Origin of the sequence: Pseudomonas sp. S5D5 (assembly GCF_003013355.1) — a bacterium.
Taxonomy (GTDB): Bacteria; Pseudomonadota; Gammaproteobacteria; order Pseudomonadales; family Pseudomonadaceae; genus Aquipseudomonas; species Aquipseudomonas aylmerensis.
Window position 1 is genome coordinate 2785193 of sequence record NZ_PTEO01000001.1, and the last position, 24353, is coordinate 2809545.

25 protein-coding genes and 1 pseudogene are annotated in these 24353 nt (G+C 62.6%); 14 read left to right on the plus strand and 12 right to left on the minus strand.

The window, feature by feature from the left end; genetic code table 11:
- Positions 1-32 precede the first annotated feature (32 nt).
- The 3 genes from C9990_RS13130 to C9990_RS13140 all read right to left on the minus strand — a co-directional run bounded on the left by C9990_RS13130 (position 33) and on the right by C9990_RS13140 (position 3154).
- Positions 33-1655 (minus strand): argininosuccinate lyase, encoded by a 1623-nt coding sequence (locus C9990_RS13130; RefSeq protein ID WP_106803546.1) that lies wholly within the window; start codon positions 1653-1655, stop codon positions 33-35.
- Between the two features lie 426 nt (positions 1656-2081).
- A complete protein-coding gene (locus tag C9990_RS13135; RefSeq protein WP_065907662.1) occupies positions 2082-2549 on the minus strand; it encodes a copper chaperone PCu(A)C in 468 nt (155 codons plus the stop codon).
- Positions 2549-3154: an SCO family protein gene (locus C9990_RS13140; RefSeq protein WP_106803547.1), complete on the minus strand. Its 606-nt coding sequence runs from the start codon at positions 3152-3154 to the stop codon at positions 2549-2551. The genes C9990_RS13135 and C9990_RS13140 overlap by 1 nt, the downstream gene beginning before the upstream one ends.
- Before the next feature lie 164 nt (positions 3155-3318).
- Between C9990_RS13140 and C9990_RS13145 the strand changes: the two genes are divergently transcribed.
- Both C9990_RS13145 and C9990_RS13150 read left to right on the plus strand, forming a co-directional pair.
- Entirely contained in the window at positions 3319-3702 is a 384-nt protein-coding gene (locus C9990_RS13145) for a DUF2946 domain-containing protein (RefSeq protein WP_065907665.1), read from the plus strand.
- Positions 3703-3764: 62 nt separating this feature from the next.
- Entirely contained in the window at positions 3765-4310 is a 546-nt protein-coding gene (locus C9990_RS13150; RefSeq protein WP_106803548.1) for a putative natural product biosynthesis protein, read from the plus strand.
- Here C9990_RS13150 and C9990_RS13155 read toward each other — a convergent pair.
- Complete coding sequence (locus C9990_RS13155) at positions 4285-5187, minus strand: aromatic alcohol reductase (protein WP_106803549.1); 903 nt, start codon at positions 5185-5187, stop codon at positions 4285-4287. The genes C9990_RS13150 and C9990_RS13155 overlap by 26 nt on opposite strands.
- 91 nt (positions 5188-5278) lie before the next feature.
- Between C9990_RS13155 and C9990_RS13160 the strand changes: the two genes are divergently transcribed.
- Both C9990_RS13160 and C9990_RS13165 read left to right on the plus strand, forming a co-directional pair.
- Positions 5279-5674 (plus strand): helix-turn-helix domain-containing protein, encoded by a 396-nt coding sequence (locus C9990_RS13160; protein ID WP_065907670.1) that lies wholly within the window; start codon positions 5279-5281, stop codon positions 5672-5674.
- Positions 5675-5877: 203 nt separating this feature from the next.
- Positions 5878-7194, plus strand: a complete 1317-nt coding sequence (locus C9990_RS13165; RefSeq protein WP_106803550.1) for an OprD family porin — start codon at positions 5878-5880, stop codon at positions 7192-7194.
- A 4-nt stretch (positions 7195-7198) separates the two neighbouring features.
- On the opposite strand, the gene C9990_RS13170 is transcribed toward C9990_RS13165, so the two are convergent.
- The 4 genes and pseudogenes from C9990_RS13170 to C9990_RS13185 all read right to left on the minus strand — a co-directional run bounded on the left by C9990_RS13170 (position 7199) and on the right by C9990_RS13185 (position 9059).
- Positions 7199-7477, minus strand: a complete 279-nt coding sequence (locus tag C9990_RS13170) for a hypothetical protein (RefSeq protein WP_371920646.1) — start codon at positions 7475-7477, stop codon at positions 7199-7201.
- A gap of 80 nt (positions 7478-7557) precedes the next feature.
- Positions 7558-7665: pseudogene (locus tag C9990_RS32745) on the minus strand (general stress protein); the annotation flags it as partial.
- A gap of 170 nt (positions 7666-7835) precedes the next feature.
- A complete protein-coding gene (locus tag C9990_RS13180; RefSeq protein ID WP_065907677.1) occupies positions 7836-8312 on the minus strand; it encodes a hemerythrin domain-containing protein in 477 nt (158 codons plus the stop codon).
- 189 nt (positions 8313-8501) lie between these two features.
- Positions 8502-9059 carry an ATP-dependent Clp protease proteolytic subunit gene (locus tag C9990_RS13185; protein ID WP_065907679.1) on the minus strand — a complete coding sequence of 186 codons (558 nt, stop codon included), beginning with the start codon at positions 9057-9059 and terminating at the stop codon, positions 8502-8504.
- 139 nt (positions 9060-9198) lie between these two features.
- Between C9990_RS13185 and C9990_RS13190 the strand changes: the two genes are divergently transcribed.
- Positions 9199-9405 (plus strand): PLDc N-terminal domain-containing protein, encoded by a 207-nt coding sequence (locus C9990_RS13190; protein WP_065907680.1) that lies wholly within the window; start codon positions 9199-9201, stop codon positions 9403-9405.
- Between the two features lie 59 nt (positions 9406-9464).
- Here C9990_RS13190 and C9990_RS13195 read toward each other — a convergent pair whose 3' ends face one another.
- A complete protein-coding gene (locus tag C9990_RS13195) occupies positions 9465-10025 on the minus strand; it encodes a type 1 glutamine amidotransferase domain-containing protein (protein ID WP_106803552.1) in 561 nt (186 codons plus the stop codon).
- Between the two features lie 30 nt (positions 10026-10055).
- Positions 10056-10559: a DUF4142 domain-containing protein gene (locus C9990_RS13200; protein ID WP_065907683.1), complete on the minus strand. Its 504-nt coding sequence runs from the start codon at positions 10557-10559 to the stop codon at positions 10056-10058.
- A gap of 199 nt (positions 10560-10758) precedes the next feature.
- On the opposite strand from C9990_RS13200, the gene C9990_RS13205 reads away from it, so the two are divergent.
- Positions 10759-10983: a hypothetical protein gene (locus tag C9990_RS13205; protein WP_106803553.1), complete on the plus strand. Its 225-nt coding sequence runs from the start codon at positions 10759-10761 to the stop codon at positions 10981-10983.
- A 2-nt stretch (positions 10984-10985) separates the two neighbouring features.
- Positions 10986-11417, plus strand: coding sequence for a DNA methylase (locus tag C9990_RS13210; RefSeq protein ID WP_106803554.1), 432 nt, complete (start codon positions 10986-10988; stop codon positions 11415-11417).
- A gap of 869 nt (positions 11418-12286) precedes the next feature.
- Here C9990_RS13210 and C9990_RS13215 read toward each other — a convergent pair.
- The gene (locus C9990_RS13215) at positions 12287-13072 is read right to left on the minus strand and encodes a DeoR/GlpR family DNA-binding transcription regulator (RefSeq protein WP_065907687.1); all 786 of its coding nucleotides are present in this window, start codon (positions 13070-13072) and stop codon (positions 12287-12289) included.
- Between the two features lie 121 nt (positions 13073-13193).
- Here C9990_RS13215 and C9990_RS13220 point away from each other — a divergent pair, with 121 nt between their 5' ends.
- Positions 13194-14354 carry an alpha-hydroxy acid oxidase gene (locus C9990_RS13220; protein WP_065907689.1) on the plus strand — a complete coding sequence of 387 codons (1161 nt, stop codon included), beginning with the start codon at positions 13194-13196 and terminating at the stop codon, positions 14352-14354.
- Between the two features lie 192 nt (positions 14355-14546).
- Here the strand turns inward: C9990_RS13220 and C9990_RS13225 are convergent, their stop codons facing one another.
- Positions 14547-15473: an alpha/beta hydrolase gene (locus C9990_RS13225; protein WP_106803555.1), complete on the minus strand. Its 927-nt coding sequence runs from the start codon at positions 15471-15473 to the stop codon at positions 14547-14549.
- A 162-nt stretch (positions 15474-15635) separates the two neighbouring features.
- On the opposite strand from C9990_RS13225, the gene C9990_RS13230 reads away from it, so the two are divergent.
- The 6 genes from C9990_RS13230 to C9990_RS13270 all read left to right on the plus strand — a co-directional run bounded on the left by C9990_RS13230 (position 15636) and on the right by C9990_RS13270 (position 24311).
- Positions 15636-16481 carry an SDR family NAD(P)-dependent oxidoreductase gene (locus C9990_RS13230; RefSeq protein ID WP_106803556.1) on the plus strand — a complete coding sequence of 282 codons (846 nt, stop codon included), beginning with the start codon at positions 15636-15638 and terminating at the stop codon, positions 16479-16481.
- A 32-nt stretch (positions 16482-16513) separates the two neighbouring features.
- Positions 16514-17101 (plus strand): NUDIX domain-containing protein, encoded by a 588-nt coding sequence (locus C9990_RS13235; RefSeq protein WP_106805647.1) that lies wholly within the window; start codon positions 16514-16516, stop codon positions 17099-17101.
- Positions 17102-18591: 1490 nt separating this feature from the next.
- Complete coding sequence (gene lexA, locus C9990_RS13255; protein ID WP_106803558.1) at positions 18592-19209, plus strand: transcriptional repressor LexA; 618 nt, start codon at positions 18592-18594, stop codon at positions 19207-19209.
- Entirely contained in the window at positions 19209-19823 is a 615-nt protein-coding gene (gene imuA / locus C9990_RS13260; protein WP_065907693.1) for a translesion DNA synthesis-associated protein ImuA, read from the plus strand. The genes lexA and imuA overlap by 1 nt, the downstream gene beginning before the upstream one ends.
- Before the next feature lie 7 nt (positions 19824-19830).
- Positions 19831-21243 (plus strand): DNA polymerase Y family protein, encoded by a 1413-nt coding sequence (locus tag C9990_RS13265; RefSeq protein ID WP_106803559.1) that lies wholly within the window; start codon positions 19831-19833, stop codon positions 21241-21243.
- Complete coding sequence (locus tag C9990_RS13270) at positions 21219-24311, plus strand: error-prone DNA polymerase (protein ID WP_218277274.1); 3093 nt, start codon at positions 21219-21221, stop codon at positions 24309-24311. The genes C9990_RS13265 and C9990_RS13270 overlap by 25 nt, the downstream gene beginning before the upstream one ends.
- The last annotated feature ends 42 nt before the right edge of the window (positions 24312-24353 follow it).

Here is a 24353-nt window from a genome sequence, read left to right on the forward strand (position 1 = left end):
GAGCCGGCAAGCCGACTCCTGCTGGTGAGGGGTCAGCCTTTGGTATTGGCCAGTTTGTCGAAGGCCTTGTCGAGGTTGCCTTCTGCACTTTGCAGCTTCTCACGCCGCTCCTTCAGCCACTGCTGATCCGCTTCCAGCGTCTTGCGCGCCTCCACCAGCATGCGCTTGACCTCCTGCGGCTGCGGGCCGCCGGTGCCTTTGCGGGTTTGGACCATGGTGGTCGGGGACAACGCCGCACGAAAACCGGCCTCGTCCAGCGGCAAGGTGTTGGGAGTCCACTTGTACTTGTCCGCCGCCTGGCTATACAGCTTTTGTGCGTCGGCGTAAGGGAAGGTCTTCGGCGTGGTGCCGTTGCTGCGTGCTTCGGTGACGATCAGCGAGGCAAAGCTGTGACCAATACGGAACGGCACCTTGTATTGACGCTCCAGGGTGTCGGCCAGCTCCATCGACGTGGTCCACTCCGATTCCAGTTCCTCCAGGGCCCGCTGCGGGTTGATCTGCAGCGCGTCGAGCACTGCGTCCATGGCCTGGAACATCTCCTTGGTCGAGCGGAACACGCCCAATGAGTCGAACGCGAACTTGTAGTCGGTCATGCCAGTGGTGACGTTATGCGCGCGCAAGGTCACGGCCTGGGCCAGGCCGACCACGTCCGAGGCGGTCTCCCGCGCCCGCATCAGCAAGCCGGGGTTGCGTTTTTGCGGCATGGCGCTGCTGGTATAGGTGGCCTCTTCATCGAGCAGCAGCCACGGGCGGATCTGGTGATACTGGGTGTGGATGTCGCCGATCATGGCGCCGACGCGAATAGCCGAGGACGACGCCAGGTTGGCTGCTTCGATCGGGATGTCGTAGGTCGACACCTGGCTCGAATCCAGCGAGTTCTCGCGCACGCCATCAAACCCCAGCAGCTCGGCCAGGCGCTCGCGGTTCAGCGGGTAGGCCGAGTTTGCCAACACTGCGGTGCCCATCGGGCTCTTGTTCAAGCGTGTGTACAGTTCGCGGATGCGCTGGCCATCGCGGTCAAACGCGGCCTCGAATGCCAGCAGGTAGTGGGCATAGCTGATCGGCATGGCCTGCACGCCGTTGGTGTAGGCGGGCACCAGGGTGTCGACGTTCTTGTCGGCAATGTTCAGCAGGCGCAGGCGCGTGGCGTTGAGTGCCTCGCTATAGGCCAGCACCTGGCTGCGCAACGCGGCCAGGCGGTAGGTGGCGAGCATGTCCTGGCGGCTGCGCCCGGAGTGGATCAGCGAGGCCTCGGGACCGATCTTGTCGGTCATGATCTTTTCCAGTTGCAGCACGTCGCTGGGGCGCGTGCCGCCGGGCTGATCGGCCTGGGCAATGGCGTAGCGCACACCGCCGGCGATCTTCTGGCCCATGTCCGGCTTGACGATGCCTTCTTCGGTGAGCATCACGATCGAGGCTTTGTTGATGCGATTCAGCCAGGCGAATTGCGTCTGGGTCGGATCGGCCTTGGCCTTGTGTTCGGTTTGCGAGCTGTCGGGCGTGGCGCCGACTTTCGCCGCCTGGGCCGCGCATTGTTCGGTGGTGGTACACGGCAATTCGCCGGTGTTGGCCGCCTGGGCGCCGAAGCTGTTGAAGAGGGCGAAGGCCACTGCCAGAGGCAGCAGGCTTTTCAGGGCGCGGGGGGATGTGTTCACAGGAGTACCCGATTTATTTTTGGAATTGGGGGCCAGCCGGGCGCAGGGCACAGGCGGCAGGATCAGGCTATCGGGTCTGTTTGCAGATTGAAAATATATAGTAAGTGTTGAAGGCAGAGGTTTTAGGTATGGCGATGGGAAGGGTTGCGGGGAATGAAGGGGGTTGCTGGGGGAGGGGGCGTAGTGGTGAATGAGGTTGTTGTAGGGAGAGGGCTGTTGTGTTGAATGAGATTGTTGTGGTGAGCGGGGGCTATTGTGGTGAGCGGGCTTGCCCCGCGTTGGGGCGCGCAGCGGCCCCAGTCATGCACTGCGGTTCTTCAGGTGGATTTGGGTTGTCAGGTTTCAGGGCTGCTGCGCAGCCCAACGCGGGGCAAGCCCGCTCGCCACAAAAACCTGGTGCTGCCCAGAAAACCCAGCGGCAACAGATCAATGCATCTTGCTATGGTCCATCCCATCCAGGCCGCGTGCGGTGGCCTTGACTTCAATGGCTTGTTTCTCACCCTTGGCGTTTTTCACCGTGAGGGTCAGCGGCACCTGGTCGCCTTCCTTGATCTGGCTGGTCAGGCCCATCAGCATCACGTGATAACCATCCGGGTCGAGCTTGACGGCCTTGCCCGCCGGCAGGGCGACGGAATCCACCGGGCCCATGCGCATCACGTCATCCTTCATGCTCATTTCATGGATCTGCACGTCCTTGGCTGCAGGCGTTGCCACGCTCAGCAACTGGCTGTCGCTGTCGGCGGTCAGGGTCATGAACGCGCCGCTGGACGGCTGGCCCGGCACCGAGGCGCGTACCCATGCGTCGGTGACCAGTACCTGGGCGCTGGCGTGCGCTGCGAGGCCCAGCAGGGACAGGCCGATCAGGGTGCGCTTGAGGTGTTGAACGGCAGTCATTAGCAGACCTCCATGACGGTGAGCAGGTCTTCTGCGCACTCTTTAGCGTTAAGGGATGCCTGCAGGCCCAGGCGCAGGTTGCCGCGTGTGTCGAACACGAAACTGGTGGCCGTGTGAGACAGCGTGTAGGTGTCGCCGGCGGGGATCTTTTCATAAAAGATCCCGAACTCCTTGGCGGCCACGGCGATTTCTTCCGGGGTGCCATACAGCGCTTCGAAGCTGGGGTCGAAGGCTTTCACGTACTTGTCGAGAATCTCCGGGGTGTCGCGTTCCGGATCCAGGGTGATAAAGATCACCTGCATGATCTCGCCGTCGCGGCCCATCAGCTTCTTGGCCTGGGCGGCGCGGGCGAGGGTGGTCGGGCACACGGCCGGGCACTGGGTGAAGCCGAAGAACACCACCGGCATCAGGCCACGGTAGGAGCTGAGGGTGACGGTTTCGCCCTCGGTGTTCTTGAGCTTGAAGGTGCGGCCCATGATCTTGTCGCTCAAGTCCTTGCCGTACTTGAAGTTCAACCTGGGGCTGTTGTCACAACCGGCCAGCAGGCCCAGACCCAGCAGGCCCATGCCGGTCAGGACCTTGCGGCGGGTAAATAACGTACTCATCAACTGTGCATCCTGTGAAACGCCTGCATTGCTCTGGATCTACACATCAGGCTTTGAGGGCGCCAAGTCTACCAACCCTGGGAAGCGCACGTAATCTGCGACGTTCTGCCACAGGGGCATGCGGTGCTTCATCCTTTTGCGGCTCTGATGGTAGAGTCGCCGCCATGAAATCGAGCCATCCCGCCCGTCCGCTGATCGTCTGGACCCTGTACTTCTGCGTGCTGATGAACCTGTTCGCGTGCGGTTTGGGGCATGGCCAGATGCTCGGCCAGCAACTCAACGGGATTGGCGGGGCGTTCTGTTCGGTGGACGGTAGCCAGGCGCCACTTTCCGACAAAGGGTTGGGCAGCCCGTCTTCCAGCAACATCTCGAACTACTTTGCCTGCCCTGTGTGCAACGCCGTCACCGTTGCGCTGGTGTTCCTGATCGGTCTCGCCTGGCTGTTGGGCCTGGCGCAAACCCCGCGTCCGGCGCATGAGCGGCGCAACAAGGCGCCACCGCGTTATTCCTGGCCCTCGGCCAACCCCCGCGCTTCCCCGACTTTCTGACGTGTGCCTTGGGCTCCCTGCAACCAGGGGGCGTTCTATCGTCACGACTGAGAGTGCGTTTCATGAACCACCTGTTGCCTGCCGGCGCCAGCCGCCTGGTGCGCAAGGCTTCGCGTCGCCTGCGCGCGGAACCTGTGCAGCCTGACTACCCGAGCAATTCCCGTTGTTTCGTACACCTGGATGCGCGCCTGTTGCCGTATTGGCACAGCGTGTTCGACATCTGCCCGGCGCTGCTCAAGCTCGACCCACCCGAGGGCCTGAACCTGTTTCGCAGCTTCATGACCTGGGCTTACCGCAACCAGCCGGCGCAGGACTGGACCTACCACCTGAACATCGGTCGCTGGCTGCTGGGCTCGCCGTATCGCACGCAGATCGACGATGAGCCGATCGAAGCCTTCATGGCCGCCGCCGCAGCGCGCTGGATCAATACCGACGACAGCCCGGCACAGGGTGTGATCCTGGCCTGGCAAGGTTCGACCGTACTGGAGTGGAAGGGCACCCCGCGAGCGACCGTCGAGCCACCGCGCACGCCAGTGCCGGCGGGGGAATTTGTCTGGGGCTCACTGGACACGCGAGGCGAATTCAGCGGCTGGTTGCCGGTGCCGTAAGGTGCTGGCGAATCCACGCGTCGACGTCGGTCACGGCGATGCCGTGCCGGGCGTTGAACGTGACGGCGGGGTCCCAGGCCACGCCGTTGCCCTGGGCGAACACCGCGCGGTACTTCTTCAGATTGTCGTCGGGGCTGCTGGCGAGGTCGGCCAGTAGCGCCGGCACCGACCAGGGTTCGCGCTGAAGCTGGATGCCCAAGGCGGCGTCGACGGTGTCGGCCAACTGCCCGTAGGTCAGGGTGTCGCCAGCGGTGTACACCACCTGGTTGGCGATGGCGGGTTCAGCGAGCACGATCTGCGCCGTCAGCCGGCCGATGTCCTCGGGCGTGGTGACAGTGACGGCAGTGTCCCAGTCGCCCAGAGCATGCACGGTGTTTTGCGCGAGGTCGACCACGCCAAACGACCGCTCGAACAGAAAGCTGGTGAACATCCCGGTGGAGATGATCAGCCACTGGGTGGTCTGTTGGCCGCGAAGAAGGTCGCGCACGTCCAGTTGCTCGTCGAACAGGTCCTGCGGGCTGCCACGGCCGATCACGTCGTAGTCCACGCCAAATTGCCACGGCACATAGCGCTTGACCCCACTGCGGATCGCCGCCTGTGCCAACTTGCGTTGGGTGCCTGGGCCTGCGGCAAATCCGATGCAACTGATCACCGTGTCGAACGGCGCGAACAGCGCGGCGAGCGTGTCCTGGCTATCGTTCTGCAGATCGCCGGCCAATGGCTCGACGCCCAGCTCACTCAAGCCATTCGCAGTAGCCGACTGCGCACGCAACAGCACGGCGATGCGGGTGCCCTGCGGCGCCAGGGCGACCAGTTCGCGCAGCACGGCCATGCCCAGTTCACCGGCACCGAGCACCAGGATGGAAGGGGAAGTCATTGGGTTCTCCGTCAACAGTGAAAGTCGTGGCATGCTTGCAGAATTAAACGCCGCGCATAAGAAGGCACACGCGTGATACCGAGAGCCCCCCATGGATAACGACGAAATCATCCGCCGCTCGCAGGCCGCCTGCGACGCCCTCAGCGCCGACGATGACGGCCTCAAGCGCGAGGTGTTGAGCCACGCCGGCAACCGCTGGTCATTGGGCATCGTGCACGTGCTCGGCGTGTCCGGTCGCCTGCGCCATGCCGAGATCGGTCGACGCATGACGGGCGTCACCCAGCGCATGTTGACCCGCACCTTGCGCCAGTTGGAACGCGACGGCCTGGTGCTGCGCCATGACTTTCAGGAAGTGCCGCCAAGGGTCGAATACGCCCTGTCGCCCCTCGGCACGCAGTTGTTGGTGCACATGATTCCGCTGTGGACCTGGGTGGTGGAAAACGGCGAGGCGTTTCGCCAGGCGCGGGAGCAGTTTGATCAGGCTTGATCGGGAAGCAGCCGGGCAGACGCGAGCGGAGGCAGGCCTGGATTGTTACGCAAACTGAAAAAGTGATTGGCGGTTTTGGCGGCTGTTTCTGTGCCGCTCAACTCTATACCGTGCGCGCTCCCGTTGAATGCGGCACCGACCCGACTGACAAAGAACAGGGTTGGGCCGTGACGGGGTCGCCTCAATCACTTCTCGGAGCCTTCATGAAGCACACCACTTGCCTGGCGCTCGCCGTGTCCATCGGCGCGGCGCAGCAGGCGGCTGCCGCCGGTTTTATCGATGACAGCAAAGCCAGCCTCGACCTGCGCAATTTCTACTACAACCAGGACACCCGTAATGCCAGGGGCGCCTCGGACAAGGAGTGGGGCCAGGCCTTCATGTTCAACTACCAGTCCGGTTTCACCGAGGGCGTGGTCGGCCTGGGCCTGGATCTGCAACAATGGTATGGCTTGCGCCTGGATGCGTCGGGCCGCGCGGGCAAGGCCGGTGCAGACAACACCCCCGGCAGCGTTTTCCCCCTGGACGACGGCAAGGCTGCACATGACTTCAGCAAGACTGGCGTCACCGGCAAAATGCGCATCGCCCAGACTCAACTGAAAGTCGGCAGCCTGATGCCCAAGCTGCCGGTGCTGACCACCGAAGACGGGCGCCTGCTGCCCCAGACCTTTCGTGGCTATCAGCTGGACTCCAAGGACTTCAAGGATTTCAACCTGGTTGCCGGCAAGCTTGAGCAGGTTGTCGATCGTAATTCCAGCAACGGCCAGGGCATGTCGATTGCCGGTGCCAATGACCCGATCAAAGGCAAATCCAGCAACCAGTTCTATTACGGCGGGCTTGATTACAGCGTTACCAAGCAGCTGCAGCTGCAGTACTACTACGCCAACCTGGAGAATTTCTACCAGCAGCACTTCCTCGGCCTGGTGCACAACTGGCAGTTGCCGGTGGGGCAGTTCAAGAGCGACCTGCGCTATTTCTACAGCACCGCTGATGGCAAGAATGGCAGCGCGGCGGGGCGCAGCGAAGGATATGTCAGCTCGGGTTACTACGCGCCGGGCATCAATACGGGCAAGGTCGACAACCGCTTGTGGAGTGCGCTGTTCACCTATGGTCTGAGCGGGCACGCGTTGAGCCTTGGCTACCAGAAAACCACGGGCGAAAGTGACTTCCCGCATATCAACCAAGGTCAGGGCCGCTCGTTGTACCTGATCACCAATTCGCAGTCACTCAAGTTCGTGAATGCCGGCGAGCAGGCGACGGTGGGCAGCTATGCCTATGACTTTGCCGGCCTGGGCATTCCTGGCCTGCGTTCCAGCGTGACTTATATCCACGGCAGCCATATCCGTACCGCCGGCCGCGATAACAGCGAATGGGAACGCGACCTGCGCCTGGATTATGTGATTCCCAACGGCACGTTGAAGGGCCTGGGGTTTACCTGGCGCAGTGCGGTGCTGCGCGGGAATGACACCGCAGACAAAGATGAAACGCGCCTGATTGTCAGCTACAGCATCCCGCTGATGTAAAGCGTCAACTGCCGGTATGCGCGGTTTTCTTTTTCGTCGCCTTGCCGCTGGGCTGTTTGTGCGGCGCAGGGCTCGGCGCGGCTTTTTCCTTGGGAGCAGTCTCGGTTTTTTTGTCGCTGTCTGATGGGCTGCTGGGGTAGGTGCCAGGAGGCAGGGCGGAGCCCGCGGCGCTGCTGTCGCTCAGCGTATTCGGTGACGGCGCGGTGTCGTCGCCGAAGGCGGCGAAGGCCGGACTGGCCAGCAGGGCCGACAGGCCGACAATAAGCAAAATCCTTTGGGACATTCTGGTCTTCATGACGCGATCCCCTTGTTGCTCTGATCATGACTGAAGCCCGAAAAATCCGGGCTCCAGTACTGCTTCAATCAAGACTTCTTGCCGCCGCCGGAGCTATGCGCCCCGCCTTTTTTGCCGGCTTCAGAAGCCTTTTCGCGGTCATTGGCAAAGTTGCCGCCCGAACCTTGACCGCCGCTTTTTTTCTGCGTGTCGGGCTTGGCTTTGCCGCCTGCACCCGTGGTGGTTTTTCCGCTGGTAGCCATTTTCAAATCCCTCATCAATGAGTGAATCAATGGTGTCGCTTAATTGGGAATACTCAACCGAAAGCAAAGTTTGAAAAAGTTCGCCGCCATGCGACGAATGGACGTCACGCCGCGAGCGGCTTGGCGCCCATGGATTTCTTGTGCGCCGCTTTCATCGCTTCCATTTCAGCGCCGAGTTCTTCCAGCACTGCCTTGCCCAGTAGCTTCCTGGCCTGGGGGAACATCTCGGTTTCCTCTTCTTCGATGTGGTGTTCCAGCAGTTCCTTGACCACTTTGACGCGCCCGGAGAACTCGGTGGTGGAGGGCTCGGTCTGCTTCAGGTCGGGCAGCACCAGGGCGTCGACCGTGCGATGCTCTTCCTTGGCTTCGTGGTACATGATGTCTTGTTCCTTGCCGCCGGCTTTGCGGAAGGCCGGGTAGAGGATCTCTTCCTCAAGCTTGGTGTGCAGGCTGATCTCCATCTCGAGTTTGGCCAGCAGCTCGGTGCGCTTCTTGACGCCGCGTTCGGTGGACTCGCTCAGTTGGGTCAGCAACGCCTTGACGCGTTCGTGGTCAGCCTTGAGAAGGTCGATGGCATTCATGGTGGAACCTCACGGATAGCAAGCGGGCGCGTCGAAGTGCGCGCCTCGTCCGTTAGGTAGTGCATCAGTTATACCAACTTGAACGTATTTATAAATCCTTTATGAATCAGTCGTTTATCTTGAGATCGTGAGTGTGGCGGTCGTGCAGCTTGCATGGTCGTGCAAGGTTTGGGTTGCATTACGCCGTCCCTAGCCGCCGCTGACTTTCCAATGCTTGATGTCTTCGGCGAACACCACCTGCTTGACCTCATGGGCAATCCCATAGGCGAGCGATTCGTGCGCGGCAATGACCTTTTCCTCGGCTGACAGGCACTTGAAAATATCCAGCTGGGTGTCGGCCTGGGACGTCTCCAATTCATAGATTTTCACGTAGCGGGCGAGGTCGTTATCCAGGCTCGACAGGTACTCGCGCAGCCGTTGGTGGTCCACCGAACTCTGGCTGAAGTACCAGTTCATCGGATGGATCAGAAAGCGCGAATGCGGCGTGGTGATACGCCGGTTCGCTGCCAGGAACATGATGATGCCCATGGATTCGATATTGCCCGCGTTGATCGCGCAGAGCGGCACCGGCAGCGCCTTGAGGAAGGTGTAGAGGGTAAACCCGAAGTTGGTGCTGCCGCCGGTGGTCGACAGGTTCAGCAGCAGCGAACTGGCGCCTTCGTCGATCGCATCCAGGCAGCAGTCGCGAAAACGCTCGGTGGTGCCTTGGTCGATCTGGCAGTGAAAGTGGATAACATGCTCGGTCATCCTGAACCTCCGGAATTCAGTGCAAGAGGGGTGACTGAGGTTGAGTCTAGAAGGTTGCCCGCGATGTGCCCGGGTGCAAATCGGATGGAACCCTCGGGCCAGATGCTTGACCTAATGCATAGACCTCAGGAGGTGAACCATGCAAATAGAATATATCTGGATCGCGTTGGCGGTGATTTTGCTGCTGTTGGAATTGTGGGCGATCAACGTCGTATTGCGCAGCACCGGTGGCTGGGAGACCAAGGGGCTGTGGGTGGTAGTGCTGATTTTCGTGCCGCTGTTGGGGCTGATTGCCTGGGCGATGTTTGGTCCCAAGCGAGAGATGGCGCAGCAGCGCAGAAGCTAAGGTCCACAGGTAAAAAACAGGCGCCGAGAGGCGCCTGTTTGCGTTTCCGCCAATCGCTATCAACCCGCCAGGGCCTTGGCGATGGCTTGGTTGAATGCCGGCAAGTCATCCGGTGTACGCGAGGTAATCAAGGTCCAGCCGTTGGCCTTGCACTCCTTGACCTCGGCATCCACCCAGCCGGCGGCACCGGCGTTTTCCAGGTCGATGCGCACGCTTTTGTAGGAAGTCAGCGTCTTGCCCTTGATCACGCCGGCGTCGATCAGCGCCCATGGGCCGTGACAGATCGCGGCCACGGTCTTGCCGGCCTTGACGAAGTCGTTGATCACCCGCAGCGCCGCGGCATCCTGGCGCAGGGTGTCGGCGTTGACAGTGCCGCCAGGGATGACCAGTGCATCGAATTCGCTGCTGACCACGTCCGACAGTTGCACGTCGGATTCCACCGTCTTGTCTTTCTCGGTATCGCCGACAAACGTCTGGGTGGTGCCGCCCTTGCTGGATGCGTGGGTTACGGTGGCGCCGAACCCGCGCAGCGCTTCCAGCGGCTTGACCAGCTCGTCGCGCTCGATGCCGGTGTTGGAGGTGATGATCAGGATGTGCTTGCCGTTGAGTTGCGCGCTCATGGTCGAGTGTCTCCTTGGGTCAGGGGTAGATTAATGGTCGTGTTTGGCTTGCAGTTCCTTGGCCATTTTCAAATGGGCTTCAAGGGTCGGCAGGGTCTTGGTGGCGAAGGCTTTCAGCTCGGCGTTGTCCGAGGAAGCGGCTTCTTTCTGGAACAGTTCGACAGTTTTTTCATGGGCCGCCACCTGGTTGTTGGCGTAGGCCTTGTCGAACGATTCATCGCGCAGTTCGAGAATGGCTTTCTTGGCCTTGTCGGTCAGCGCGGCATCGTCCGGCACTTCGATATCGAGTTTTTTCGCCAGGGCTGCCAGTTCCTGGTTGGCCTTGGTGTGGTCGGTGACCATGTGCTGGGCAAAGGTTTTCACATCGGCCGAGCTGCTTTTTTCGAGGGCGAGTTTGCCGGCCTCGACTTCAGTGATGCCGCCTTGTGCCGCGTCTTCTACGAAGCTGTTGGACGTCGCGGCCATGGCCGTGGAAATCGAGCCGGCAACCAGCACGAAAGTCAGGCCCATTTGTTTGATCAGTTGCGTGGTCATGGTGGATCTCCTTGAACATGGCGGGGATGCCGTTACCTGAGTGTTGAGCCGGCCCGACTGCAAAAGGTTTAAATTAATTCGCGCTTTTCTCACCAGCGGGCATGGCTGGCAAATTCCTTGAACTATCGAAATCCGTTGGCCTCTGCTGCACAGGTGCGTGCGATTTTCTTGCACGCCTTCAACTGCCAGGAGAGACACCGTGACCGATCACAAGACCGCCGATAAAACCCCTGACCCCATCAGCTCCGAACAGGCGCAGAAAGGTGCCGGCACCGCAGCCAAGGGCGAGACGCTGGAGCGCCCGAATCCCAAGACCGAAACCGTCGACAAGGTGCTCACGCCGACCTCGATCAAGGACACCGAGCGTCAGACCGATGCGATCAACGAGCAGGCCGCCAAGGCCGAGCGCAAGCTGGGCCACTGAACATGGCCAAGGCAATTTCCGCGTCGGAACTGGGGATTGATCTCAAGCCTGCGGATGACGCCAGCCTGTTCAAATGGTTTGTCGCCAGTTTCCTGATGGGCAAGCGCATCCAGGCGCCCATCGCGGCACAGGCCTACAAGGTGATCGTCGAAGAGCAGGGCCGCGACACGCCGCGCAAGTTGCAGCACTGCACATCGCGTGAGCTGGTCTCGATGCTCGGGCGTGCGCATTACGTGCGTTATGACGAGAGCACCGCGCAGCGCCTGCTCGACCTCAGCGCCAAGCTCAACGCCGAATACGCCGGCAAGATCACCCACATGCGCAGTGCCAGCAAAGACCGCCAGGCGTTCGAAAAACGCCTGGGGGAATTTGACGGCGTGGGGCCCAAGACCATTGAGATTTTCATGCGCGATGCGGCTGCGGTGCTGTTTTGACCCTGCTTTTTAATTGCAGCATGGGGCTGCTGTGACAGATGTGCTGCGGCCTTTTTGTGGTGACTTTTTTGTGGCAAGACGGCTTTTTGTGGCGAGCGGGCTTGCCCCGCGTTGGGGCGCGAAGCGGCCCTGATCCAGCCAGCGCATTTCTTTCAGGTAAAACGCAGTTGCAGGTTTTGGGACTGCTGCGCAGCCCAACGCGGGGCAAGCCCGCTCACCACAAGGGGGCCTCGATTGTTACCTCTTCAGCACTTCGCGGCCTATGAGTTTTCGCGGCGAGCGACCTGTGTTGGCAAGCAGTTTGATTGTGGCAAGCCCGCTCTAGTGGCAAGCAAATTAGCTGTGGAAAGCCCGCTTTTTGTGGTGAGCGGGCTTGCCCCGCGTTGGGGCGCGAAGCGGCCCTGACCCAGCCAGCGCAATTCTTTCAGGTACAACGCGGTGACAGGTTTTGGGGCTGCTGCGCAGCCCAACGCGGGGCAAGCCCGCTCACCACAAGGGGCCTCGATTGTTACCTCCTCGGCACTTCGCGGCCTATGAGTTTTCGCGGCGAGCGACCTGTGTTGGCAAGCAGTTTGATTGTGGCAAGCCCGCTCTAGTGGCAAGCAAATTAGTTGTGGAAGGCCCGCTTTTTGTGGCGAGCGGGCTTGCCCCGCGTTGGGGCGCGAAGCGGCCCTGACCCAGCCAGCGCAATTCTTTCAGGTACAACGCGGTGACAGGTTTTGGGGCTGCTGCGCAGCCCAACGCGGGGCAAGCCCGCTCACCACAAGGGGGGCTCGATTATCTCTTCAGCACTTCGCCGCCTATGAGTTTTCGCGGCGAGCGATCTTTGTTGGCAAACCCGCTCACCCCCAAAAGCTGTTCGCCACAGATCACTCGACCTCCACCTGCAGCACTTCCAGGCCTAACCGTTGGTACGCTTCGACGCTCGGCACGTGCCACTCGGTGATCAATGTGTGGATACGCTCACACGGCCCCACCACAAACGGCTCCACCGCACCGAGCTTGTCGGCCATGGTCACCGCGACCACGTGCGAGGCGCTGTCGAGCAGGGCTTGTTTGACCGCCACTTCATCAAAATGCAGCGAGCTGATACCCACCTGCGGATGCAGTGCGCATACGCCGGTGAACAGCAGGTCGGCCTTGACGCTCTGGATCAAGCGTACGGCGTCCTGACCCGTGGTGGACAAGGTCGCCGGGTTGAGTTGGCCACCGGCCAGGATCACCTTCACTTCGGGATGATCGGCCAGCGCGATGGCGATCATCGGCGACGGCGTGACTACGGTCAGGCGGATCGAGCGCGGCAACGACTGGGCAATCTGCAGTGTGGTGGAGCCGGAATCGAACAACACGATCTGGCCATCTTCCACCAGGTTGGCGGCCCGGTGGGCAAGGTGACGCTTGGCGTCGTTGGTCTCGCCGACCCGGGTGAAGAAGTCCTTGCCGGTGTCCTTGGGCCGGGGCAGGGCGCCACCGTGCACGCGTTGCAGAAGGCCAGCAGCCGCGAGTTCGCCGAGGTCGCGGCGGATGGTGTCCTGGGACACGGCGAAATGCTCCACCAGGTCGGCGGCGGTGACTTTGCCATCGCGCTCGAGCAGCAACAGGATCTTTTGTTTGCGCAACGAAGGCAGGTCAATGGCTTGATGAGTGGTGTGCATGTTTTTGCGCTTTGTTGCGGGTTTGTGCGAGATTAGTCTCCTGCCCATCTAAACGCAATGGCTGGTTGCGCAGCCGATGGGCGGTTACTCTCTGTGTTCAGTTCAGGGAGAGGTGACCTAGATGTCGTTGATTACAACCATCGAAGATTTACGCAAGCTGGCGCAAAAACGTGTCCCACGGATGTTCTACGATTACGCCGATTCCGGCTCCTGGACTGAGAGCACCTACCGGGCGAATGAAAGCGATTTTGCGCGGATCAAATTCCGCCAGCGGGTCGCGCGCAATATCGATGAGCGCTCGATCCGCGCCCGCATGATTGGCCAGGACATGGCCATGCCGGTCGCCCTCGCACCCACCGGCCTGGCCGGTATGCAGCATGCCGATGGCGAGATTCTCACCGCTCGCGCCGCCGCCGCGTTTGGCCTGCGCTACACCTTGTCGACCATGAGCATCTGCTCGCTGGAAGATATCGCCGAACACGTCGGCCAGCCATTCTGGTTCCAACTGTATGTGATGCGTGATCGCGCGTTTGTCGAGCAATTGATCGAGCGCGCCAAGGCCGCTGGCGTGGATGCGCTGGTGCTGACCCTGGACCTGCAGATCCTCGGCCAACGCCACAAGGATTTGATCAACGGACTGTCGGCGCCGCCCAAGCTGACCCTGCCGAATATCCTCAACATGGCGACCAAACCGCGCTGGGTAATGGGCATGCTCGGCACCCAGCGGCGCGGCTTCGGCAATATTGTCGGGCATGTGAAGGGCGTGGCGGACATGAGTTCGTTGTCGTCGTGGACCGCCCAGCAATTCGACCCGCGCCTGAGCTGGGATGATGTGGAGTGGATCAAGAAGTGCTGGGGCGGCAAGCTGATCATCAAGGGCATCCTCGATGTGGAGGATGCGCGCCTGGCGGCGAATTCCGGTGCCGATGCACTGGTGGTGAGCAACCACGGTGGCCGTCAGCTGGACGGTGCGCCGTCGAGCATCAGCCAGTTGCCGGCGATTGTCGACGCGGTAGGCGAGCGCATCGAAGTGTGGCTCGACGGCGGCATTCGCTCCGGCCAGGACGTGCTCAAGGCGATGGCATTGGGCGCCAAGGGCACCATGATCGGTCGCCCGCACCTGTATGGCCTGGGCGCGATGGGCGAGGCGGGCGTGACCAAGGCACTCCAGATCATTGCGCGTGAGCTGGACGTGTCGATGGCGTTGTGCGGCTATAACGATATACGCGATGTGAATCGCGAGATTTTGTTGCCCGGTACATTTCCCGAAAACGTTTACTGAGCAAAAAAATCGTAAAAAAATAAAAAGAGTTGTCCACGAAAACCGTGGGTATCTCTGTGGATAACTTTGCGAAGGCCCGGCAGGGTTGGTGATTTAACCCTCGGTTAATATTTGATCAACTTTCGACGCGGGCCAGTATGGGCAGGGTTTGCGCTTGACACGCAAGCGCGAACCCAGTGCCGAAAAGCGCTTTTATGAGTCGCCGTTGCGCGCTGTGGAGTGGGTGACAACCTGCGACGGCATCTTCGCTTGCATCAGGCTGTCGAGTGCCTGGCCATAATTGCGACCGGCCAGGCTCATGCTGTTGTTGTGCGTGGCGCCGGGCACCAGCAACAGCCGTTTGGGTTCCTGGGCGGCTTCAAATAGCTGCTGGCTGAAACGCGGCGGCACGTATTGATCGGCCAGCCCGTGGACCACCAGCAGGGGCATATGGATAGCGGCGATCTTGTCGATGGAATCGAACTTCTGCGACAGCAGCCAGCGTACCGGCAACGAGGTATTCGCCACCGCCGTGGCCACATCCGCCAGGGAGGTGAAGGTCGATTCAATTACCAACCCGCGCACCGGCAACGGCGTTTGCTTGCCCAGTTCGACGGCCAGGTCGATGGCCACCGCGCCGCCCAGGGAATGTCCGTAGATCAGGCGTTTGCTGGGGTCCGGTTGCAGCACCTGGAAACGCTCCCACGCGATGCGGGCGTCTTCGTACACGGTGGTTTCCGATGGCAGCTCGCCGTGGCTTTGGCCAAACCCGCGATAGTCGATGGCCAGAACCGAGTAGCCGAGGGCGTGCAACTGCTCAATGCGAAACAGCTGCCCGGTCAGGTTCCAGCGTACGCCGTGCAGGTAGAGGATCGCCGGCGCGTCGGCCTTGGCCGCCGGGTACCACCAGCCATGGATGTTCTGCCCGGACTTGAAACTGGCGGGCTTGAGTTCGAACTCCTGCACTGCCTTGGGCAAACCGCTGTACCAGCTGGCAGTCCCCGGCTCTATGCGAAACACCAGCTCGCGCTCCTTGTGTTGCAGCACGGCACACCCCACCGGCAGGCCGACGATCAGCAGCGCCATGCACAGCAGGGGAAACCAGCGCAGGCCCAGGCGAGACAGAAAACGAGAAGACATGAAGGTTCCAGGACAAAGGTGAAGCACGGGTTTTACCAGATGGCCCGCGCAGGCAGGAATTAATTCGACAGCCGTCCACGACGATTGCTTGCAAAGTGTTACAGCATTGAATTACCCCTGCACCGGTTGTTAGGGTGGGCGGCTACACAGGAGAGCAAGCACATGGATTTCACAGGCAAAACCGCGATTGTCACCGGCGGTGCCCGCGGATTGGGGCTCAGTTATGCACGGGCGCTGGCCTTGGGCGGGGCGCGCGTGGTGATCAGCGACATTGGTGCCGACCCGGTCGGCGCCGGCAACGACGTCACGGTGGTCGATTCGGCGGCCAGGACCTTGCAGGCCGAAGGCTTGCAGGTGATCGGTCACGCGGGTGACCTGTCCACCGAAGAAGGCAGCCGGCAACTGATCGCCTCGGCCATCGAGGCGTTCGGGCAGCTCGATATCCTCATCCACAATGCCGGTTGGGTCGGTTACCAGAACATTGCCGACCTGGATGCCGCGTTCCTGCAGCGCGCCATGGACATCAACCTCTACGCGCCGCTGTGGCTGTGCAAGCACGCGTGGCCACACCTGCTGCGATCCGCCGCGCCGCGCATCATCCTCACCACGTCCGACCGGGCGATGTACGCGCAGTACGAGCAGACCGGCCTGGTGGCCTACAGCGCCGGCAAGATGGCGCAACTGGGGATCATGAACGCGTTGAGCCATGAGGGCGCCGAGGCCGGGATCCGCGTCAACGCGATTTCGCCGGTGGCCAAGACGCGCATGTGGGGTGTCACCGAGGAGCCGGACGAACTCAAGCCGGAGTGGGTGACGCCGGGCGTGGTCTTCCTGGCCTCCGCGCAGTGCGAGGACACGGGCTACATCCTGCGCGCCAGCAATGGCCAATTCACTGCCACGCGCTTCACTGAAAATCCCGGCGTGGAGTACCCGCGCAATCTCGCCCGGATCAAGGCGGACAGCGCCGAAGCTGTCGCCGCCGCGTGGCCTCGCATCAAACAGGCGTGAACCCGATGACTCCCTTGAGCAAAGACCTGACCATGGACAACAGCCCCGTTCGCATCACGGCCGAAGAGACCCTTTCGGACAACTGGTACATCCTGAAGAAATACAGCTTCGACCTGCGCCGCCGTGATGGCAGCTGGCAGGCCCAGACCCGTGAGGTGTATGACCGGGGCAATGGCGCGACGATCCTGCTGTACAACCGCGAGCAGCGCACGGTGTTGCTGATTCGCCAGTTCAGCATGCCGACGTTCGTCAACGATCACCCCGGCTACTTGATCGAGACGGCCGCCGGGCTGCTGGACAATGCCAGCCCCGAGGAGCGCATTCGACTGGAAGCGGAGGAAGAGACCGGCTACCGCGTGGGGCAGGTGGAGAAGGTCTATGCGGCGTTCATGAGTCCCGGGTCGGTGACTGAGCGGATTCACTTCTTTATCGGCGAATATCAGCCGGGTGACCGGATGGGGGATGGCGGCGGGCTGGAAGAAGAGGGCGAGGATATCGAAGTGTTGGAGCTGGGATTCGAACAGGCGCTGGCGATGGTGCAGGCTGGGGAGATTGTGGATGGGAAGACCATCCTGCTACTGCAGCACCTGGAGTTGCGGATGTTGAAAGAGGGCTGGTGAGGCGGTGAGCTTTCCACTTCTTCAGTAACATGGCGGCCTTGGAGTTGTTCGGTGTTGCCTGTCGAACTCGGTTAAAACTGTGGGAGCGGGCTTGCTCGCGAAAGCGGTGGGTCAGTTGCTGGAGAGGGTGGCTGGTCTGGCGCCTTCGCGGGCAAGCCCGCTCCCACATTTGGGGTGTATTTCAAGGTTAGAGATGGCTTGTGCCTTCAGCTCAAATGCCGGTGCAGCACCCCGAATCTCAAGCCCAAACAGCAATCAAAACTGTGGGAGCGGGCTTGCCCGCGAAAGCGGTGGGTCAGTGCTGGAGAGGGTGGCTGGTCTGGCGCATTCGCGAGCAAGCCCGCTCCCACATTTGGGGTGTATTTCAAGGTTGGAGCCGGGTTGTGTCGCCTGCTCAAATGCCGGTGCAGCACCCCGAATCCCAAGCCCAAACAGCGATCAAAACTGTGGGAGCGGACTTGCTCGCGAAAGCGGTGGGTCAGTCGCTGGAGAGGGTGACTGGTCTGGCGCATTCGCGGGCAAGCCCGCTCCCACATTTGGGGTGTATTCCAAGGTTGGAATCGGGTTGTACCACCCGCTCAAATGCCGGTGCAGCACCCCGAATTCCAGCCCAAACAGCGATCACAACTGTGGGAGCGGGCTTGCTCGCGAAAGCGGTGGGTCAGTCGCTGGAGAAGGTGGCTGGTCTGGCGCCTTCGCGGGCAAGCCCGCTCCCACATTTGGGGTGTATTCCAAGGTTAGAGTCGGGTTGTGCCGTCCGCTCAAATGCTGGTGCAGCACCCCGAATCCCAAGCCCAACAGCAATCAAAACTGTGGGAGCGGGCTTGCCCGCGAAAGCGGTGGGTCAGTCGCTGGAGAGGGTGACTGGTCTGGCGCCTTCGCGGGCAAGCCCGCTCCCACATTTGGGGTGTATTTCAAGGTTGGAATCGGGTTGTGCCGTCCGCTCAAATGCTTGTGCAGCCCCCCGAATCCCAGCCCGAACAGCGATCAAAACTGTGGGAGCGGGCTTGCTCGCGAAAGCGGTGGGTCAGTTGCTGGAGAGGGTGGCTGGTCTGGCGCCTTCGCGAGCAAGCCCGCTCCCACACTTGGGGTGTATTTCAAGGTTGGAGCCGAGTTGTGTCGCCTGCTCAAATGCCGGTGCAGCACCCCGAATCCCAAGCCCGGACAGCGATCAAAACTGTGGGAGCGGGCTTGCCCGCGAAAGCGGTGGGTCAGTTGCTGGAGAGGGTGACTGGTCTGGCGCCTTCGCGGGCAAGCCCGCTCCCACATTTGGGGTGTATTCCAAGGTTGGAGCCGGGTTGTGCCGTCCGCTCAAATGCTTGTGCAGCACCCCGAATCCCAAGCCCAAACAGCGATCAAAACTGTGGGAGCGGGCTTGCTCGCGAAAGCGGTGGGTCAGTCGCTGCAGACGGTGGCTGATCCGGCGCCTTCGCGGGCAAACCCACCTTCAGACTGGCGGCTATTGTCAGAAAATTCCCACAGGAGTACAAATGTACTCCATGACGACTCTCACTCCCCGCCGTACCGCCATCCTGACCTTTATCCGCGACCGTATCGCGCAGCAAGGCCAGCCTCCGAGCCTCGCCGAGATCGCCGAGGCGTTTGGTTTCGCCTCTCGCAGCGTGGCGCGTAAACACGTGCTGGCCCTGACCGAAGCCGGTTTTATCGAGGTCAACCCCAACCAGGCCCGTGGTATTCGCCTGCTCAACCAACCGGCACGCCCCGAGTGGCTGGACATCCCGGTCCTCGGCCGAGTCGCCGCGGGCTCGCCCATCGGTGCCGATGCCGACGTGCACAGCCGCCTGCAACTCGACCCCGCTACCTTCGCGAAAACCCCGGACTATCTGTTGCGGGTGCAGGGCGACTCGATGATCGAGGATGGCATTCTCGACGGTGACCTGGTGGGCGTACGGCGCAGTGCCGAGGCCTTGAATGGGCAGATTGTGGTGGCGCGCCTGGACGGCGAAGTCACCATCAAGCGCTTCGAACATCACGGCGAGCATGTGCGCTTGCTGCCGCGCAATCCTGCGTATAAACCTATCGTGGTCGGGCCCGATCAGGACCTGGCCATCGAAGGGGTGTTTTGCGGCCTGGTGAGGCAAGGCTGATGGGCGCCGTGGTTGCGTTGGATACGCTGTTCAATGGCGGCCGTGTCTGGAAGGGCCGACCTGCCGCGCCTCCGGCCAGCGTGCAGCCCACCGGGCTGGCGGCGTTGGATGCGGTGTTGCCGACGGGCGGCTGGCCGGAGTCGGCCTTGAGCGAAATCCTCATGGCCAAGGAAGGTGTGGGCGAGCTGCAGCTGGTGCTGCCGACCCTGGCGCGGCTGTCGGCGGCGGGCGAGCGCATTGTGTTGGTGGCGCCGCCCTACACGCCGTATCCGCATGCCTGGCAGAACGCCGGAGTGGATTTGCGTCAGCTCTCGGTGATCCAGGCCGAGGAGCGCGATGCCCTGTGGGCCGTGGAGCAATGCCTGCGCTCCGGCAGTTGCGGCGCGGTGCTGTGCTGGCCGCGCAAGGCCGATGATCGCGCGCTGCGCCGCTTGCAGGTGGCGGCGGAAACCGGGCAGACCCTGGCATTTGCCTGGCGTGCCTTGAGTGAGGCGGTCAACGCCTCGCCCGCCGCCTTGCGCCTGGTCGTCGAAGCCAGGCCGGCGCAGGTGCGGGTACTCAAATGTCGGGGCGGCCTGGCCCACCCGGCACCGATTGCACTGGCGGGGCACTGAGGTTGCCATGCGCTGGGTGTGTATTGTCTTCCCGCAATTGGCGCTGGACGGGGTGCAGCGCCTGTATCCCGAACCGGATCAACCGCTGGCGCTGCTGGCCGGCACGCCGCAGCGTCGCGTGCTGCAGACCGTCAATGACGCTGCGCGCGCCTTGGGCCTGCACCCGGGCCAATCCCTGACGGCCGCGCATGCGCTGGCCAAGACCTTCACTTGCGCCGAATACGACCCGGCTGAAATAGAACGTTGGCAACAGTTCCTCGCGGCCTGGGCCTACCGCTTCAGCTCCCAGGTCAGTGTGTATTACCCACGCGCCTTGCTGTTCGAAATCGAGTCGAGCCTGGGGCTGTTCGGGCCGTGGGCGCAGTTCGAGGCACGCTTGCGCACGGAACTGACCGAGCTGGGTTTTCGCCACCGTATCGTCGCTGCGCCCAACCCGGCGGCGGCGCGGGTGCTGGCGAATATTTACGATGGCCTGGCCGTCAACGATGAGGGCTTGATGCAGGCCCTGGCGCCGCTGCCCATCGACCGCGCCGGCTTCGACCCTGCGGCGGCCACCGCCTTGTCGCGCATGGGCCTGCGCAGCCTGGCCCAGGTGCAGGCGCTGCCCCGGCATACCCTGGCGCGGCGCTTTGACGCCAACCTGCTCAAGCACCTGGATGCGTTGAGCGGGCAGCGGCCCTTGGCGCTGGCGTTCTATCAGCCGCCGGACCAGTTCGATGTGCGCATCGAGTTGAATTTCGACGTGCAATCCCACCAGGCCTTGCTGTTTCCATTGCGCCGCTTGACCGGCGACCTGTCCGCCTTTCTTTGCGGCCGCGACAGTGGCGTGCAGCGCTTCGACCTGCACCTGGAACATGCCCAGGCGCCCGACAGTGTGATCAAGGTCGGCCTGCTGAGTGCCGAGCGCGAGCCGGCGATGCTCTTCGAGCTGGCCCGCGGGCGCCTGGAGCAAGTGCAAGTGACGTCACCGGTGCGCGGTTTTCGCCTGGTGGCCCAGGACTTGCCGGTCTTCGTCCCGCAACGCCAGGACCTGTTCGATGACCGTCCGCAGCAGACCTTGCCGTGGGAGCAACTGCGCGAACGCTTGCGTGCGCGCCTGGGGGATGACGCGGTGCAAGGCCTGCGTTTTCACGCCGATCATCGCCCCGAGTGCGCCTGGCAAGCAGCGGCTGACAGTCGCGCATGCCCGACCTTGAGCAAGGTGCAACGCCCCGGCTGGCTGCTCAACGAACCGACGCTGCTGGCTGAGCAGGCGGTGCACATCCTGATGGGCCCGGAACGCATCGAGTCCGGCTGGTGGGATGGCGCCGATATTCGCCGCGACTACTACCTGATCCAGACCCGTGCCGGCCAGCAAGGCTGGGCCTATCGCACCGTGGGACAAAGCGATGGGTTGTGGCTGCAAGGCTGGTTCGCATGAGTTACGCCGAGCTGCATTGCCTGTCCAACTTCAGCTTCCAGCGCGGTGCTTCCAGTGCGCTGGAGTTGTTCGAGCGGGCCAAGCGCGAGGGCTACAGCGCCCTGGCGATTACCGACGAGTGCACCTTGTCGGGCATCGTGCGCGCCTGGCAGGCGGCCAAGGCGGTGGAGTTGCCGCTGATCATCGGCAGCGAGATGCGCATCGAGAACGGCCCGAAACTGGTGTTGCTGGTGGAGGACCTCAGCGGCTATCAGCACCTGTGCCGGCTGATTACCCTGGCGCGGCGCCGGGCCGAAAAGGGCCAGTACCGACTGCTGCTGGAAGACTTCGAACAACCGCTGCCCGGCCTGCTGGCGCTGTGGGTCGCCGACGACCAGGACACCCAGGCCTCGGTCCAATGGCTGCGACGCACCTTTGCCGAGCGCCTGTGGCTGGCGGTGCACCTGCACTGCGGCCAGGACGATGCACGCCACCTGGAGCAGCGCCTGCAACTGGCTGCCAGCCTGCAGATCCCGGCAGTGGCCTGCGGCGATGTGCACATGCATGCGCGCGGTCGCCGCGCCCTGCAGGACACCATGACCGCCATCCGCCATCACGTGCCGGTGGCCGAAGCCGGCACGCGCCTGCACCCCAACGGCGAGCGGCATTTGCGCAGCCTCGATGCCCTTGCCGCGCTGTACCCGCCAGCGCTGCGCGATGAAACCCTGAGCATCGCGCGCCGCTGCACCTTTGACTTGAGCCAGCTGCGCTATCACTACCCGCGCGAGCTGGTGCCCGAGGGCCATGACGCCAGGTCCTGGTTGCGCAGCGTGACCGAAGAAGGCATCGCCCAGCGCTGGCCGCACGGGGTGGACGCCAAGACCTTGCAGCAGATCAATCACGAGCTGCAATTGATCAGCGACCTGGGCTACGAAAGTTACTTCCTCACGGTGCACGACATCGTGCGCTTCGCCCGCAGCCGTTCGATCCTGTGCCAGGGGCGGGGCTCGGCGGCCAACTCGGCGGTGTGTTTTGCCCTGGGCATCACCGAGATCGACCCGAGCCTGACCGACATGCTGTTCGAGCGTTTCCTGTCCAAGGAGCGCAACGAGCCGCCGGACATCGACGTCGACTTCGAACACGAACGCCGCGAAGAAGTGCTGCAGTACGTGTTCCAGCGCTACGGCCGCACCCGCGCGGCGCTGACGGCGGTGGTCAGCAGTTACCACGCGGCCGGCGCGGTGCGCGATGTGGCCAAGGCCCTGGGCTTGCCGCCGGACCAGATCAACGCCCTGGCCGAATGCTGCGGGCGCTGGAGCGATGATGCGCCGCCACTGGAGCGCCTGCGCGAAGGTGGTTTCGACCCGCACAGCCCGATCCTGCGCCGCGTGCTCACCCTCACGCAGCAACTGATCGGCTTCCCCCGGCACTTGTCCCAGCACCCTGGCGGCTTCGTGATTTCCGAGTACCCGCTGGACACCCTGGTGCCGGTGGAAAACGCCGCCATGGCCGAGCGCACCATCATCCAGTGGGACAAGGACGACCTCGACGCCGTCGGCCTGCTCAAGGTGGATATCCTGGCGCTGGGCATGCTCAGCGCGATCCGCCGCTGTTTCGATCTGCTGCGCCGCCATCGCAATCGCGACCTGGCCCTGGCGACGATCCCCAAGGAAGACCCGGCCACCTACGCGATGATCAGCAAGGCCGACACCATCGGCGTGTTCCAGATCGAGTCGCGGGCGCAGATGTCGATGTTGCCAAGGCTCAAGCCAAAGACCTTTTATGACCTGGTGATCGAAGTCGCGATTGTGCGGCCGGGGCCGATCCAGGGCGGCATGGTGCACCCGTACCTGCGGCGGCGGAACAAGGAAGAGCCGGAAACCTACCCGTCGCCGCAGCTCGAAGCGGTGCTCAAACGCACCCTGGGTATCCCGCTGTTCCAGGAGCAGGTGATGCAGATTGCCATGGTCGCCGCCGACTACGGCCCCGGCGAGGCCGACCAGCTGCGCCGCTCGATGGCCGCCTGGAAGCGCCACGGCGGCCTGGAACCGCATCAGCAGCGCCTGCGTACCGGCATGCTCAAGAATGGCTACAGCGAGGCGTTTGCCGCGCAGATTTTCGAGCAGATCAAGGGCTTTGGCAGCTATGGCTTTCCCGAGTCCCATGCGGCCAGTTTTGCCTTGCTGACCTACGCCAGTTGCTGGCTCAAATGCCATGAGCCGGCGGCCTTCGCCTGCGCGCTGATCAACAGCTGGCCGATGGGTTTCTACAGCCCGGACCAGATCCTGCAGGACGCGCGACGCCATCGCTTGCAGGTCCGTGCGGTGGACGTGCAGGCCAGTGACTGGGATTGCAGCCTGGAGCCGAGCGACGGCGAACAGCCGGCGATTCGCCTGGGCTTGCGCATGATCTCGGGGTTTCGCGAAGAGGATGCGCGGCGCATCGAGGCGGCGCGCCAGCGTCGGGCCTTCAGTGACATCGCCGACCTGGACGAACGCGCCGGGCTGGATCCCCGCGCCCAGGCCTTGCTGGCGGATTCCGGGGCCTTGCGCGCCTTGGCCGGCAACCGGCACAAGGCGCGCTGGGACGTGGCCGGGGTGCATAAACAGTTGGGGTTGTTCGCCGGTTTGCCGAGCCCCGACGAGGCGCAAGTGGAGCTGCCAGCACCCACGGTGGGCGAGGACCTGCACGCCGATTACGCCACCGTCGGCACGACTCTCGGCCCGCATCCCTTGGCGCTGCTGCGCGCGGAGTTGCGCAGACGACGCTGTCGCAGCTCGCAGGAATTGCTTGCGGTGGAGCATGGGCGCAACGTCAGCATCGCCGGGCTGGTCACCGGTCGCCAGCGTCCTGGCACCGCCAGTGGCGTCACGTTCGTCACCTTGGAAGATGAGTTCGGCAACCTCAATGTGGTGGTCTGGCGCGACCTGGCCGAGCGTCAGCGCCAGGCCCTGGTCGGCTCGCGGCTGCTCAAGGTGGACGGGCGCTGGGAAGCGGTGGGCGAGGTCCGGCACCTGATTGCCGGGCGCCTGACCGACCTGACGCCGCTGCTGGAGGGAATCACGGTGCGGAGCCGGGATTTTCACTGAGGGGAGTTGCCGCCGCCGCTGCGGATACGTTATATGCAATGA